This is a genomic window from Pontibacter locisalis, assembly GCF_042684605.1.
Classification (GTDB): domain Bacteria; phylum Bacteroidota; class Bacteroidia; order Cytophagales; family Hymenobacteraceae; genus Pontibacter; species Pontibacter locisalis.
In genome coordinates this window covers 42,491-57,568 of record NZ_JBHULU010000005.1, presented here as the reverse complement: position 1 = coordinate 57,568, position 15,078 = coordinate 42,491, and the positions used below count along the sequence as shown (strand labels likewise).

The 15,078-nt window shown below is 45.8% G+C and carries 13 protein-coding genes; 6 read left to right on the top strand and 7 right to left on the bottom strand.

Annotation, left to right across the window (positions count from 1 at the left end; translation table 11 throughout):
- Window position 1 precedes the first annotated feature (1 nt).
- The 5 genes from atpA to ACFSRY_RS04900 all read left to right on the top strand — a co-directional run bounded on the left by atpA (window position 2) and on the right by ACFSRY_RS04900 (window position 6,079).
- Window positions 2-1,582, top strand: a complete 1,581-nt coding sequence (gene atpA / locus ACFSRY_RS04920) for a F0F1 ATP synthase subunit alpha (protein ID WP_377503655.1) — start codon at window positions 2-4, stop codon at window positions 1,580-1,582.
- 70 nt (window positions 1,583-1,652) lie between these two features.
- Window positions 1,653-2,540 (top strand): ATP synthase F1 subunit gamma, encoded by an 888-nt coding sequence (gene atpG / locus ACFSRY_RS04915; RefSeq protein WP_377503654.1) that lies wholly within the window; start codon window positions 1,653-1,655, stop codon window positions 2,538-2,540.
- A 181-nt stretch (window positions 2,541-2,721) separates the two neighbouring features.
- On the top strand, window positions 2,722-4,428 hold the full coding sequence (pafA, locus tag ACFSRY_RS04910) for an alkaline phosphatase PafA (RefSeq protein WP_377503653.1): 1,707 nt from the start codon (window positions 2,722-2,724) through the stop codon (window positions 4,426-4,428).
- Between the two features lie 64 nt (window positions 4,429-4,492).
- Window positions 4,493-5,053: an inorganic diphosphatase gene (locus ACFSRY_RS04905; protein WP_377503683.1), complete on the top strand. Its 561-nt coding sequence runs from the start codon at window positions 4,493-4,495 to the stop codon at window positions 5,051-5,053.
- Between the two features lie 117 nt (window positions 5,054-5,170).
- Window positions 5,171-6,079, top strand: a complete 909-nt coding sequence (locus ACFSRY_RS04900) for a hypothetical protein (RefSeq protein ID WP_377503652.1) — start codon at window positions 5,171-5,173, stop codon at window positions 6,077-6,079.
- On the opposite strand, the gene ACFSRY_RS04895 is transcribed toward ACFSRY_RS04900, so the two are convergent.
- From ACFSRY_RS04895 to ACFSRY_RS04880, 4 genes are all read right to left on the bottom strand, one after another.
- Complete coding sequence (locus tag ACFSRY_RS04895) at window positions 6,072-7,586, bottom strand: NAD(P)H-hydrate dehydratase (RefSeq protein ID WP_377503651.1); 1,515 nt, start codon at window positions 7,584-7,586, stop codon at window positions 6,072-6,074. The genes ACFSRY_RS04900 and ACFSRY_RS04895 overlap by 8 nt on opposite strands.
- Before the next feature lie 61 nt (window positions 7,587-7,647).
- Window positions 7,648-10,062 carry a DUF5686 and carboxypeptidase-like regulatory domain-containing protein gene (locus ACFSRY_RS04890; RefSeq protein ID WP_377503650.1) on the bottom strand — a complete coding sequence of 805 codons (2,415 nt, stop codon included), beginning with the start codon at window positions 10,060-10,062 and terminating at the stop codon, window positions 7,648-7,650.
- Between the two features lie 78 nt (window positions 10,063-10,140).
- Window positions 10,141-10,989: a phosphatase PAP2 family protein gene (locus ACFSRY_RS04885; protein ID WP_377503649.1), complete on the bottom strand. Its 849-nt coding sequence runs from the start codon at window positions 10,987-10,989 to the stop codon at window positions 10,141-10,143.
- A 122-nt stretch (window positions 10,990-11,111) separates the two neighbouring features.
- Window positions 11,112-12,317, bottom strand: a complete 1,206-nt coding sequence (locus ACFSRY_RS04880) for an NADH-quinone oxidoreductase subunit D (RefSeq protein ID WP_377503648.1) — start codon at window positions 12,315-12,317, stop codon at window positions 11,112-11,114.
- 358 nt (window positions 12,318-12,675) lie between these two features.
- Here ACFSRY_RS04880 and ACFSRY_RS04875 point away from each other — a divergent pair, with 358 nt between their 5' ends.
- Complete coding sequence (locus ACFSRY_RS04875) at window positions 12,676-13,149, top strand: hypothetical protein (protein ID WP_377503647.1); 474 nt, start codon at window positions 12,676-12,678, stop codon at window positions 13,147-13,149.
- A gap of 63 nt (window positions 13,150-13,212) precedes the next feature.
- On the opposite strand, the gene ACFSRY_RS04870 is transcribed toward ACFSRY_RS04875, so the two are convergent.
- Genes ACFSRY_RS04870 through ACFSRY_RS04860 form a run of 3 tightly spaced genes read right to left on the bottom strand, consistent with a single transcriptional unit; the run spans window position 13,213 to window position 14,917 of the window.
- Window positions 13,213-13,809 (bottom strand): NADH-quinone oxidoreductase subunit C, encoded by a 597-nt coding sequence (locus ACFSRY_RS04870; protein ID WP_377503646.1) that lies wholly within the window; start codon window positions 13,807-13,809, stop codon window positions 13,213-13,215.
- Window positions 13,810-13,825: 16 nt separating this feature from the next.
- A complete protein-coding gene (nuoB, locus tag ACFSRY_RS04865) occupies window positions 13,826-14,401 on the bottom strand; it encodes an NADH-quinone oxidoreductase subunit NuoB (RefSeq protein WP_377503645.1) in 576 nt (191 codons plus the stop codon).
- 3 nt (window positions 14,402-14,404) lie between these two features.
- Window positions 14,405-14,917 carry an NADH-quinone oxidoreductase subunit A gene (locus ACFSRY_RS04860; protein WP_377503644.1) on the bottom strand — a complete coding sequence of 171 codons (513 nt, stop codon included), beginning with the start codon at window positions 14,915-14,917 and terminating at the stop codon, window positions 14,405-14,407.
- Window positions 14,918-15,078 lie beyond the last annotated feature (161 nt).

Here is a 15,078-nt window from a genome sequence, read left to right as displayed (position 1 = left end):
CATGGCAGAAGTAAGACCTGACGAAGTATCAGCCATATTAAGAGAGCAGCTATCAAACTTCCGCTCTGAGGCAGAACTGGAAGAAGTTGGTACTGTACTAGAAGTGGGTGACGGCGTCGCTCGTATCTATGGCCTCTCCAAAGCACAGTCTGGAGAACTTTTGGAGTTTGAGAACGGACTTCAGGCACTCGTTCTGAACCTGGAAGAGGACAACGTAGGTGCCGTATTATTAGGTGACTACAGCGAGATCAAAGAAGGCGCTACAGTAAGAAGAACTAACCGCATTGCCTCTATCAGAGTTGGTGAAGGTATAATCGGTCGTGTAGTAAATACCCTTGGTCAACCAATAGATGGTAAAGGACCTATTGCTGGTGAACTTTATGAGATGCCATTAGAGCGTAAAGCTCCTGGTGTTATCTTCCGTCAGCCAGTAAACGAGCCACTGCAGACAGGTATAAAGGCGATTGACTCAATGATTCCAATTGGCCGTGGTCAGCGTGAGCTTATCATCGGTGACCGCCAGACTGGTAAAACAGCTGTGGCGCTTGATGCAATCCTGAATCAGCGTGAATTCTACGAGAGAGGAGAGCCTGTATTCTGTATTTACGTGGCTATCGGCCAGAAAGCATCTACTGTAGCACAGGTAGTGATGGCGCTTGAGAAAGGTGGTGCCATGGATTATACAGTAGTTGTTGCTGCATCAGCTTCTGATCCGGCTCCAATGCAGTTCTTCGCGCCATTTACAGGTGCCGCTATCGGTGAATTCTTCCGTGATACCGGCCGTCCTGCACTTGTTGTTTATGATGACCTTTCTAAGCAGGCTGTAGCTTACCGTGAAGTATCTCTTCTACTAAGAAGACCTCCAGGGCGTGAGGCTTATCCAGGTGACGTATTCTATCTGCACTCTCGTTTATTGGAGCGTGCCGCTAAAATCAATGCATCTGACGAGATTGCGCGAAATATGAACGACTTACCGGATTCTCTTCGTCCGTTGGTAAAAGGTGGTGGATCACTTACTGCCCTTCCAATTATCGAGACACAGGCTGGTGACGTTTCTGCATATATCCCGACAAACGTGATTTCGATCACTGATGGTCAGATCTTCCTTGAGACGAACCTTTTCAACTCAGGTATCCGTCCGGCTATTAACGTTGGTATCTCTGTATCTCGTGTGGGTGGTTCTGCTCAAATCAAGTCAATGAAGAAAGTTGCGGGTACGCTTAAGCTAGACCAGGCACAGTTCCGTGAACTGGAGGCTTTCGCAAAATTCGGTTCTGACCTGGATGCTGCAACAAAGCTGACGATTGAGCGTGGCCGTCGTAACCTAGAAATTCTGAAGCAGGCACAGTACTCTCCTGTACCAGTAGAAGAGCAGGTAGCAATTATCTACTGCGCTACAAACGGTCTGATGGACAATGTTCCGGTAACAGAGGTTAAAACATTTGAAAAAGAATTCCTGCGTACAATGCGTGCACAGCACAACGATGTACTAAACGCACTTAAAGCAGGTAAGCTTGATGACGCATCTACTGATACTCTGAAGCAAGTGGCCAGAGAATTATCAGCTAAGTATAAGAAATAGTCTAAGTTAAAAAGCCATCGGCTAAAGGTAAAACCTGAGCCGATGGCTTTATGCTCATAGCAAAAACAATATGGCAAGTTTAAAAGAGGTTAGAGGCCGCATCGTTTCCATCTCATCAACTCAGCAGATTACAAAAGCCATGAAAATGGTGGCAGCTGCTAAGCTTAGACGTGCACAGGATAATATCCTGCGTATGCGCCCTTACGCCCAACGCCTGAGTGGAATATTAGCTAACCTATCGTCTATGACGGAAGGTTCTGTTAACAGCATATATACTGAGAAGCGAGAAATCAACAATGTATTGATTATAGCAGTTTCTTCTGATCGTGGTTTGGCTGGTGCTTTTAACTCTAACATCATTAAAGGAGTTGTATCGCTGATAAACGAAAAGTATAGCAGGCAGTATGCTGCGGGCAACGTTACTATACTCACCCTAGGACGCAAGGCTAATGAAGCCTTCAGGAAAAGAGGCTATAATGTAGTTGGTGATTTTACCGGCGTTTTTACAAATCTTTCTTTTGACACAGTACGCGAGGCTGCAGAGTTTGCTATGTCAGGTTTTGCAACACGCAAGTATGATCAGGTAGATATCATGTACAACGAATTTAAAAACGTTGCTACACAGATCGTACGAACAGAGCAGTTCTTGCCATTAGAAGAAAAGCCGGTTGAGGAAGATGCTTCCGCAATGATGGTAGATTATACTTTTGAACCATCGAAAGAAGAAATCATCGAGGAGTTAATTCCAAAATCCCTGAAAATCCAGGTTTATAAGGCGGTTCTGGAATCAAATGCTTCTGAACATGGAGCACGAATGACTGCCATGGATAAAGCGACAGAAAACGCTGGTGAGCTGCTGAAACAGCTGAAGCTTACCTATAACAGGACCAGACAAGCTGCAATTACGAAAGAGATTTTGGAAATTGTGGGTGGTGCTGAGGCCTTAGCTTCAAAATAAGAAGAACAGGAAGTCAAATAAAGCAGCGCCCATCACAAAGGTGGGCGCTGCTTCTGTTTTATAAAGGATTGTGCTGCAAGCATACATTATTAAATTGCAAAATTTGTTTGTGCTGCAGGATTGAAGAAGAAAAAAGGAAGAGTAGCCTTATCTTTGTGTAACGTTGAGATAAATCAGCAACATGGGAAAAAGATTCATGAGTCGCTATAAGGGGTATTACAAAGCAGCATTTGCAATAATGTTGTTTTTAAGCGCCTGTGTAACGCCTAACAATACTTCAACAACCTCAGATTCAGATAAAAGTATCATTACAAATGATTTGCGCAAACCTAAGCTAGTCGTGGGGCTCGTGGTAGATCAAATGCGTTATGATTATTTGTATCGTTACTGGGACAAGTATGGTAACGATGGCTTTAAAAAGCTGGTAAAACAGGGCTTTAACTTCAGGAATACACATTATAGCTACGTGCCAACCTACACAGGACCAGGGCATGCTTCTGTTTATACAGGAAGCGAACCATCCTTGAATGGAATAGTAGGTAACAGCTGGTATAACCGGGCATCGAAAGAAATAGAATACTGTGTAGAGGATAAAACGGTTAAAACAGTAGGAAGCACTTCTTCTGCTGGACAAATGTCACCGGAAAACCTGCTGACAACAACGATAACAGATGAGCTGCGCCTGGGAACAAATATGGGTTCTAAAGTAATAGGTGTAGCACTGAAAGATAGGGGCTCCATCTTAGCGGCCGGGCATTTAGGAAATGGTGCCTATTGGTTTGACTCCCCAAGCGGCAACTGGATCACCAGCACCTTTTATGCTGAAGAATTACCTGCATGGGTACAAGATTTTAACAGCAAACGATACCCTGAACAATACCTGGGGCAAGTTTGGAATACATTGTTGCCAATTGACCAGTATACTGAGAGTTCTGCTGATGACGTACCATGGGAGGGAACTTTGCGCGGCGAGGCAAAACCAGTATTCCCTCATAATGTACCAGCGATTAGAGGAAAAGATTATGAACTGATTCGCTCTATCCCTGCCGGTAATACATTAACAGTAGATTTCGCACTGGCTGCTTTGAAAGGAGAAAATCTGGGGAAAGGAAAATTTACTGACTTCTTAGCTGTAAGTTTCTCAACTCCCGATTATGTAGGCCACACGTTTGGGCCAAACTCGGTTGAGGCCGAAGATGTATTTCTGCGATTGGATCAGGAGCTTGGTGAAATGATAAAAGCAATAGAAGATGAAGTAGGAGCAGAAAACGTGTTGTTCTTCCTGACGGCTGATCATGGCGCAGCTCACGTACCGGCTTTCCTGGTTGAGAATAAAGTACCGGCAGGTGTAATGGCATCGGGCTTACTAAAGGACTCAGTTGAGATTTTCCTGAATAAAACCTATGGAAGTGGCAAGTGGGTAGAGAGTTACGTTAACCAGCAGTTCTATCTCAACAGAAGCTTAATAGAAAAAAGGAAAGTAAATTTAGCTGAAATACAGCAGAAGATTGCAGACTATGTGGTTCGTTTTGAGCCAGTGGTAAGAGCTGTTACAGGCACTAACTTGATGGCTGCAAATTGGTCAAGTGGATATATGGAGCGTGTAGAGCGGGGGTATTTTCCACCAAGATCAGGCGACGTGATCGTAATTTTAAGTCCGGGATGGTTTGAAGGCTATGGTAGTGGCAGACCAACAGGCACTACCCATGGGTCGTATTCAAATTATGATACACATGTGCCCTTGATCTGGTATGGCTGGAATATAAAACCCGGCGAAAGCGCTGTAGAGACGAAAGTAGTGGATATTGCTCCTACAATAGCAAACTGGTTATACATACAGGAACCAAATGGAAGTGTGGGAGAGCCTTTACAACAATACATGAAATAATAAAAGCGCTTGATGCAGATTTATATTGACGGCGCAAATTAAACATAAGAAGAAAATGGAGAATATGGAGAACAACAATCCATGGCATAGCGTGAGCTACGGAGAAGAAGCTCCCAACGTGGTGACTGCAATTATTGAAATTCCAAAGGGATCGAAAGCAAAGTACGAATTAGATAAAGACAGCGGAATGCTAAAACTTGATCGTGTACTTTTCTCTTCTGTTAATTACCCTGCCAACTACGGGTTTATCCCGCAAACATATTGCGACGATAAAGACCCATTGGATATTCTGGTTATCTGCTCGATAGATGTACAGCCAATGTGCCTGATTGATGCAAAGGTAATCGGCGTAATGCAGATGATCGACAATAATGAGGAAGACGACAAGATCATCGCAGTTGCGCATAACGACATGTCAGTGCGTCACATAAATGATATTTCAGAGCTGCCCCCGCACACATTGCTGGAGATGCGCCGCTTTTTTGAAGACTATAAAAAGTTGGAGCACAAGGAAGTAATTGTAGAGCAGTTCCTTGGCCGTGAGCATGCTTATAAGATAATTCAGGATAGCATTGAGCTTTATAATGCTACTTTTGGAGAGCCAAAAAGAGCGAAGGCGCTTTAAAAATTTTACTTTTCCTGTTAAGCCTGGCCTGGGATTATCCTATGTCAGGCTTTTTGTTTTTAGATGAAGCACCTAAAGCGTTTGCCAGGACTAAGAATACTTCCGTAATTGCAATAGATGGTCCAAAACCAACACATCGGGGGAAAGCATGTTCATACTGAGCAGAAAAGTAAAAGTAGTCTTCGGCGATTAGGAGAGGCATTACTTTACAGTAGCATCTTTATTTCATTTTGTGCCTTTAGCTTAACCATAGTAACTTATAAACTGGCAGGTTTACCCGTTTCTTTGCCGATGGCGCTCTTCATTTTCCTGGCCACGCTATTTACCTATAATCTTAGTAGTATTTATAGTGTTTTCCGCAGACCGGGCCAGAAGATCTCCGATACTGACGCCCATTGGACACAGATAAACAGAAAACCATTGGCTTTGCTAGGCTTGATAAGTGTAGTAACTGGTGCATTTATTTATTTCTATTTCAGCTTTGGCATAAACATTTGGTTTATGCTTCACCTGGCTTTTATTTCAATAGGTTACACTATTCCCATAGTTTATAAATCTAAGAGAGTAAAACCACTGCGAAACATACCCTTGCTAAAGGTTTTCTTGATTGCGTATGTATGGGCTGTAGTAACAACTTTATTTCCTCTGTTAGAAGCAGGGTTTGATATCCGGGAAAAAGAAGCTTTGATACTTCTGGCTCGCCGGTTCCTGTTTATCCTTTCTCTAGCGCTTCTGTTTGATGTACGGGACTTTTCATACGACAGGAGTATGAATACACTTACAGTTCCTGGATTGGTAGGGGTTAACAATACAAAATTTATTTCTTTGGCCTTACTTGTAATCTATACAATTACAAGTCTGCAAACGGAGACAGGATTAGTGCAGCTGGCATTGTTAGCAAGCGCCATTGGGGCAGGGTTGGTAGTGGTGTTTTCTTCGGAGGACAGGCCAAGGCTTTACTACCTGTTATTTGCAGACGGCGCTATGCTATTACATTCCGGTCTGGTGCTTCTTACTCTTATGTAACCTGCTGTAGCTGCAGGATAGCCTGAGGCAGGTGATCAACAACATCTGAGGCAGTCATAGATACCTCTCCAACTGTATTCAAAGCTAAATCTGCGGCGAGCCCATGAAGGTACACCCCAAGCAGGCAGGCTTCTTTTAAGGTATAATTCTGGGCCACGAAGCCGGTAATAATTCCGGTTAAAACATCTCCGGTTCCTCCAGTTGCCATGCCAGGGTTTCCTGTTGTATTGAAGTAGATTTCTCCATCTGGTGTACCTAAGGCAGTGTTGTTTCCTTTCAGCACAACATAGCAATCATATTCCTGGCAAAACTCCAGCATGTCTTTCAGTCGGTCATAATCGTTATTACTTTTTCCAATCAGGCGCTCAAATTCTTTAGGGTGAGGTGTGAAGATAAGTTGATTTCTTTTGAGCTGTGCTTTCAGCTTTTCGCTGCTGCTAATGATGTTAATTGCATCGGCGTCTATAACCAAAGGGTGACTACTGGTAGCTAAAAGCTGCCCGATTGTAGACTTGGTCACTCGTTCTGTTCCTAAACCAGGTCCAACTCCTATCACATTAAACTTATCCATTTCCTGTGGCAGTTCAGACAAATGCTTCCTATGCTTATCGGCTAAGGTCATGGCCTCTGGTACAGCAGTTTGGAGTACAGTGTAACCTGCCGACGGAGCCTGAACAGTAAGTAAACCAACACCAGCACGCAAACAGCCGCGGGCAGCAAGCACAGCAGCTCCTATTTTGCCAAATCCACCGCACAGCAGCAAAGCATGCCCATAGATACCTTTATGGGAGAACTTTTTACGGGGCTTCAGCAGGTGTGCTACATCCTTTGCCGTGGTGAAGAATAAATTTGTTTGTGTTTGAGAGATAAACTGCTCGCTGAGCCCAATTGGCACCACATGCCACTCCCCCACATATACCTCATGCTGTGACAGGAAAAATGCCTGCTTGGGTAACTGAAAGCTGATAGTATAGTCTGCCTTGATAATGGCTCCTTCTGCTGGGGTTTGGCTGTCGGTGTAAAGACCGGAAGGCATATCAATGGAGGTTATCGTATTGTCGTATTGATTGAGCTGCTCAATGACTTTTGCATAAACACCAGTAACAGGACGGTTAAGCCCGGTGCCAAACAAAGCATCGATGACACAGGCCTTCTCAGGTAATCTAACCAGGTCAGCTTCTGATTTGATATGGTTTTGCGGAACCTCTTTTGGCAGCTGTTCAAGATTAACTTTAAAATCAGCAGAGGCTTTCTGAGTATCTCCTACAACCAAAACCTGAACTTTATAATGCCGTTGGTGTAGTAATCTTGCTACTACTAACCCATCACCACCATTATTGCCAGGCCCGCAGAAAACAAAGACTTCTTCCGAGGGCGGAAACTTATTCTCAAACCAACCGGCAAAAGCTTTTGCAGCACGCTCCATTAACTCGGTGGAGGAAATCCCTTCTTCTTGTATGGTGAAAGCGTCAGCTTCCCGTGTTTGTGCGGCAGTAAGGAGTTTCATAAAGTTTGACTGTATTTTGTCTCCATATACTCACAAAGTAACGATGAGTTCTGTTAGCGGTTTAAAAGGCTATTGATAATGTCATCTTAATGCGCAGGTTGTCTTTAGGATCATTAAAACTGTAAGGGCCATAGCGATAAAAAGCACCTATGCCAATGCCAGAGAAGGTGGAGCTGATAACGTTGTTAAGTAGCAATCCGGATTCATAAAATCCCTTGCTCATGGTGCTGAACTGCTCCTGTGGCAGATCAGTTATAGTTTGTTCAAGATCACCAAAACCGATGTTGGTAACAGCCACAACATCTGGTTTAAAGAAGCTGGTTCGGAGAAAACGCTTCCCGAAGTTCTGAGAAAAGAACAGTGCAGCATAGCGGTCTGAGAAGAATTCGTAAGGGCGCATCGTCTCAAAACCCTCACCAGTATAAACTTTATAATCTGGGTTGTTGCTGCCATAGCCATTGTAGAGCCTTACAAAAGGAGCATTTCCATTAACTAGCCCACCTGCAAGGGTAAAGCTACTTTCACCAAAAGTGCGGTGGCGCAGGTCTGCCCGCAGTTTTAAATCATACCTGTTATAGCTGTAGTTCCCCTCTAATAAGCCTTTAATCCCACGCGTATACTGTAACCACAACACAGGGTAATCGCTGCTGATAGGTATTACCTGGTTAAACTGCTGCATGTATTTCTCACCATAAGCATAGCGTAGTCCTACAACGGCCTCGCTCAGGTGATAAACAAGTTGCGGAGCATCTGCAGCCGGAATCAGGGTTGGCATGTGCTCCTCCTGTCTGAGCTGTGTTTGCGCCTGCAGGTAACGGAGCAGTCTTCCTGAAAGGGCTACACCTTTATGCTCTGTGTAAGTAAGGTCCGGAAGGATAGCAGGGCGAAAGTCACTTAACAGGCTTTTGCGCTGAAAAGGAAAGCGTCTGCCTCCAGGTTCTGTCACGTCTTTATAATAAGTACCTGTTAATTGTAGTTCAGAAGGTTTGTGAAGAATGAATGCTGCATCGGCTCCATACTTTTCTTCCTCATCCCGAAATCCATAGCCCCAGTAACCGCCAATAGTAAACCGCTCCGAAAGCAAAGCATTCGTGTGCAGGCCAATGCCCAGTCGTACACCTTCAAAGGCACTTACTTTAAACAGGCGGGGCAGGTCGAGGCTAACGGGGCCTATAGGTATTTGCTTCGCCATCAGGTACTCCATTACCCGGATGGTTCGGTCAAGTTTATCTGCTTTGCCTACACTATCCAGGCGCTGGTAAGTGCGTTGTTCAAGAGCAGTAAGTGAGTCAGGTCGGAACTGTTGATAAAAGCTGTCAGACTGCAGGTGTGCATCAGCTTTTTGCTGGAGGGCCACCACGCTAAAATCTGATTTTTGCAGGTTGGGGTTAAGGTTAATATTGGTGATATAGGTACGCAGATGTCCGTAAGGCTGGTGTCCTTTTAAAGAGAGCTGCGGAACTGTTATTTCCACATCCAGCTCCGTCGGGAACCATTGCTGCCGCTGCCCTACCTGCTCATACCGTTGTTGCAGCTTTATACCACGTTTGTCGTCATCGGCAGCCGATTGCGCCAGTACATTCTGCACTGCCCAACCATCACTGTTGATGTACAGCAAGCCCTGCAGTCCTTCAAAGTTTTTTCCGGCCTCTGGTTTGAAGGAGATAACAAACGTGGTATCGCCGTTGATGACGTTTGCCTCCTGCAGCACAAAATCATACTTGCGGGTGCTGCCGGGGCTAAGTGGGCTCAAATAACGTTTCCCAAAGAAAACAGGCATGTTATCATACACTGAAAAATCTCTGGCTTCGGCGGCTACAACACCAAAGCTTGGTTGCTGCAAGCCTGAAACACGTGTGGCAAGAATGGTTTCTTTTGTTTTTCCCGGCCTTAAGTAGGCATAATCGGTTATACTTTCCATCAGGAAGAGGTGCTGCTTATCCAGCAGCTGACGCATTTTGAGGTAAGAGGAATCCTGTGGTGACAGTTGCAGTGTGTCGCTTAAGTCCAAGTCACGGACATCGGTGGCGGTAAGGATGAGTTTGTTGTAAGTTCGGTAGGTATAGGCAGGCAGGTTCTCCAACTGGTGCCTTTCTTTGTTCTGCGAAGCCAACCTGATAACACGGTGAGCAGGATTCTCTCCGGAGCCACGCACTATTACCTCCTGCAGTTGTGCCGCGGAAGGCTTTAGGTACACGTCTATATTTTCGGAGGAATCAGGGTAAATAACCTGGGGTGCATAACCTACATAGCTGAAGCGAAGACTCCTGATAGGCTTGTTGTGACGTAGCTGATACTGTCCTTCCAGGTTGGTTGTAGTGCCAGTCTCACCTTCATTCGCAGCAATGCTTACAAAGGCTAGTTTTTCATTTGTCTGGGCATCACGAACCACCCCCCGTACACTACGCACCTGTGCAAATACAGCTGACGAAACAAGTATAAAGAATAAGACTGGTAAGAGAAGTTTTTGCAGCATAGTGTAAAGATAAAAAGAAAAGGCGCTTTATCCTGTTAAAGAAGAAGCGCCTTTGCCTGCTGTTCAGGTGTTTACTTGCTAGAACTGCATATGGAAACCCAGGCCCGGGCTGCCATTTGGCAGAATGACTGGCACGACAGCGGTGTTTAGACCACCGCCCTGGGTTAGCTTTGCATGTACCCAATAAACGGTATTGACAGAAAGTATGCCTACTCCGGCGCCAGCCAACACATCAGACATCCAGTGAGCATTATTAAGCACACGCAACACACCCGTTCCGCCAGCAATACCATAACTAACCACACTTACCCAAGGGCTTTTATGGCGAAACTCTTTATCCATAAAAGTGGCAATGGTGAAAGCATAGGCAGTATGTCCCGATGGAAAAGCGAATGGCTTACCGTTCGGCCGCTCTATATCGGTCAGCTTCTTGACTGGCCAGACAATGGCAGATGTAAGTCCTCCGGCAGCTAATAGCAGCACTGTCTGACGGCTGAGCTCATGTCGGTTCTGCGATGATATCAGGTTAAAACCATATAGCCCCACCAGTGGTGCGAGCATGGCAAAGTCATCGGCATTGGTAGCAAACCTTGGAAAAACCCTTGTCCTGTAGTCAAAGATATCCTGGCTATTGATAATTCCCCGGCCTCCGGTAGTGTAAATACCCACTCCGAGCAGCACTGCAGCCGGAAGAACAGCTCTTTTTAAAAAGCGCTTGTTATCGCCTTCCAGGCGCTGTGATTCCGTGAATGGCTTCTTTTGTCCGGGCAGTACCGTGTCGGCAGGTACAAAGACATCCGGATCTACAGAAAGTGTTTTGAGGGTATCAGACTGCGGTTTTTTCTTTGGCTGTACTTGTGCCACAGCGGGGCTAAACAGAATGCTTATCCAAAGGAGGTGGATAGTGAGCAGTTTATTCAATTTCATAAGTATGTAAAAGGATTAGCTCCTGGTATGCTTATCAGGTGGTACTTAAATCTCAACAGTGTATAAAACGGCATCAATTGTATTAGGTTTATTCGAAAGATACCGGTCTTAGGTTCTCTTTATTACCTGTCAAGTTCGCCCAGCACAATATCAACAGAGCCTACAATAGCGATTATATCGGCCACCATGCAGCCTCTCGAGATTTCGTGCAGCACCGACAGGTTAGAGAAGCAAGGAGATCGTCCTTTGCAGCGAAAGGGTACATCGCTGCGGTCTGTAGTCCGGAAAAAGTATCCAAGTTCACCGCGAGGTGTTTCCCCCCTGAAGTATAACTCCTGGGTTCCTGTCATCCGCATCTTTTTAGGGCATGCAGCTTGTGGATCAAAGTCTGGTGTTCGCTTGTGGTCTCCCTGAAGCTGGTCCAGGCACTGGCGTATGATCTTTATTGATTCTCTGCATTCCAGCGCACGCACATAGTTGCGGTCCCAGCAATCTCCAAGTGTGCCTGCCAGCCCCTGCCCGATAGGCACCTCAAATTCCAGTTCTGGATAAACGCTGTAGCCATCTACCCTGCGCAGGTCGTGCCTTAGGCCGGAGCCACGCAGCATAGGGCCGGAGCAGCCGTAGTTTATCGCCACATCCAGGGGCAGCACGCCTACATTTGCCGTACGGTCTATAAAGATTTTATTCTCTAAAAGGATAACATCCAGTTCATCCAGTTTAGGCAGGAGATAATCAATGAATTCGCGACAGCGCTCTTCAAAGCCTACCGGCAGGTCGTAATAGAGTCCACCTACCCAGATGTAGTTGTACAGCATGCGTGCACCACTTGTCCACTCTAGCAGGCGCTGAATGTGCTCTCTGTCACGCAGCATCCACAGGAACGGTGTGAATGCTCCGATATCAATGGCATAGGTTCCTATAGCCACAAAGTGTGAGGCAATCCTATTTAGCTCTGTTACCAGCACCCGGATGTACTCCACCCGTTTCGGTATCTGCTCAGTGATGCCCAGTAATTTCTCTACACCCATGCACCACACATGTTCCGAGTTCATGGCAGCAAGGTAATCCATGCGATCTACGTAGGGTATGGTTTGGTTATAGGCCATACTCTCGGCGTGCTTCTCAAAACAGCGGTGCAGGTAACCCACATGCGGCGCTACCTCCTGAATAATCTCGCCATCAGTAACTACCTCCAGGCGCAGTACACCGTGCGTACTCGGGTGCTGTGGACCCATATTCACAATCATTTCCCCTGCCTTCAAATTATTAAGGCTAAACTTGTTAGGCTCTGACTGTAACAGGTATTCTTTATAAATCGTGGACAATGGCTATCAGGAGTTAAGTTGTAATAAAATCAAGTGTTACCTCTCGTGCAAAGTTCGTAAAAAAGGAGGACTTAAACAGTAGGTAATCAAGTAGTGGTAGGAGGCTTCTTAGGTCTAAATGTATATGCTTTAGAAATAAGTTGTATATTCGTTTATAAAGAGGGGTTTCTGTTAATTTTGGTAAAGAAAGTAAAGCCCTGACCTATGCAGCTTCTACTGGCCTACCTGAAGATCCGATTTGCTGCTAATCCATCGACTGATTATTTATAGGGCTTTCTGTTAAGAAGTTTACATCAGGTTAAACCTAATACCAAGAAGGATCGAATATTAAATGACAGTAAAAGACCTATGTAAAGGAATGAATTCAACAAAAACTTCATCTGACTTTTTTGCAAAAGAACTGCAGGAGTTTAAAGATGCACTTAAAGCCTCTGGTATTCATGGCGCTTTGCACTATCTGAACACAAGAACCCCTCATCGCTATACAGGAATTTATAAGTTTGATGGCGAAAATCTGCGCAATTTAGCACTATACGATAGATTTGATTCTACCTTAACCAAGGGCGAAGATGCTCCTATGAGCGCGACCTACTGCTCGTTGGTGCAAAAACAACAGGCACTGGAAATAACTGACGCAACTGAGGATAGTAGAGTAAAGGGCAAAATAATCACCCCGGTAGTATCCTATTGTGGCGTGTTATTAAGAGATGCAGATGGTAAACCTTTCGGCACCCTGTGCCATTTTGATATGCAGCGTTGCCAGGAGCGAATTTCTGATTTTCCTTTACTTAAAGCTGCTGCAGGAATTTTATATTCGTATTTGCATTCCTGAGCTTCAACCGCTGCCATACCGGATACTGATGTACAAGGTTAAGGCGACAACTTTGACCTAAAACTATTCCGGTTTTTCGCGCTTATCTGAAAAAGGAGTTGGTATACTAATCAGCTCCTGCGGCTCACCCTTAAAGCCGTTCAGCTCGTTGTGCTGGTCGAAAGGCACTTTAATACCATGATAGTAATCCTGTAGTTTATAGTCTTTGCGGAGAGGATGACCTTCCCAGTCTGCAGCGCACAGAATACGGCGCATGTCCGGGTGATCTTTAAAATAAATACCCATCATGTCAAAAACCTCCCGCTCGTGCCAGTCGGCGGTGCGCCAGATATGGCTGACGGTTGGTACCACAGGCATGGGTTGTTCTTTGGAAGTGTTCCGCGGTACCTGCACTTTGAGCATCAGGTGATGATCATGCGGGATAGAGTAAAGGTTATAAATTACCTCCATGGATCCAGCCTCCGGACCATTGTCTAGTCCTGTGATACAGGATAAGAAGTCGAAGTAAGTCAGTTCATGATCGTGCAGCTCCAGGCATACCTCTGATAACCGCTCCGGCTGAAGTACAAGGTAGGGCTGCAGGCTATCTGTCTTGGTTTCAAGTATAACCTCGGCTCCAAATTGCTGTGCTATAAAATCTCTTAGCTCCTCAAAAGACATGGCTTTAAACTAGAAGTTACACATTGGAAACAGGAGTGGCTGGTTTATCCGCATCGGCAACAGGTTGGCCCTGCTGCGCGCGCTTAGCCATTATCTGCTGCACGGCTCTGGGGGCGCGTATGGTTTCCTTCCGGATAATTTCCTGCAACTGCAAAAAGCCACCTATCAGTGCCTCCGGCCTTGGCGGGCAACCTGGCACATACACATCCACAGGTATGATTCTGTCAACGCCCTTCACCACGTGGTAACCATGCTCCCAGTAGGGGCCGCCGCAGTTGGAGCAGGAGCCCATTGAGATAACGTAACGCGGCTCCGGCATCTGCTCATAGAGGCGCCGCACACGGTCAGCCATTTTAAAAGTAACTGTACCAGCTACAATCATCACATCCGACTGGCGCGGTGAAGCCCTAGGTATGATGCCAAAACGATCCATGTCATAACCTGAGGAATAGGCTCCCATCATTTCTATGGCACAGCAAGCCAGACCAAAGCCCATCGGGAACAGCGAGGTAAGTCGTGCCCAATTAAGCAGGTCGTCCAGCTTTGTGATCACTACGCCGCCTTCTCCAGTCTTATCCTGAGGTAAATTCATCTGTTACTCTTCTTCTTTCAGCTGCTGTGGCTTCTTTACTTCGTATCTCCGCTCGTTCACACGCTGGTAAACATCCATCGGTACTTTAGAACGGCTCTGCGGCAGTATCGGCTTTGGCTTGATCCAGTCGAGGTGCCCTTTCGCCCAGGCATAAGCAAGGCCTAGCACCAGTACTCCGATAAAGATAAACATCTCGATCAGCGAAAACCAGCCCCACGTGCCATCTGTCGCTTCTATCAGCTCTCGCCGGCCAAACACCGTTGCCCACGGAAACAGGAAAGCCAACTCCACATCAAAAATGATGAAAATGAGTGCTACCACGTAAAAACGCGGATTAAACTGTACCCAGGCATTTCCAATAGGCTCCTCCCCGGACTCGTAAGTTGTTAGCTTCTCCGGGTTAGGGTTATTCGGGCGGATTAAGCTGCTCGTGAAGAGGCCAATCACCACAAATATGGCGCCTCCAATCAGGTAAAGCAGGATTGTGCCGAAATCGGAAATATAAGTTTCTGCCATTGTTCGCAGGTGTTTACACAAATTTACAACAAAATTGCGGGAATTACCCACACAAGCTTCCTGCTGAGCCAGTGCTGCGTCAGAAGCAGACCTAAAGGAACAGCGGGTTTTCTGTAGCACCAATTCCAACAACATTTCCTATCTCAAACCTGTACGAAATA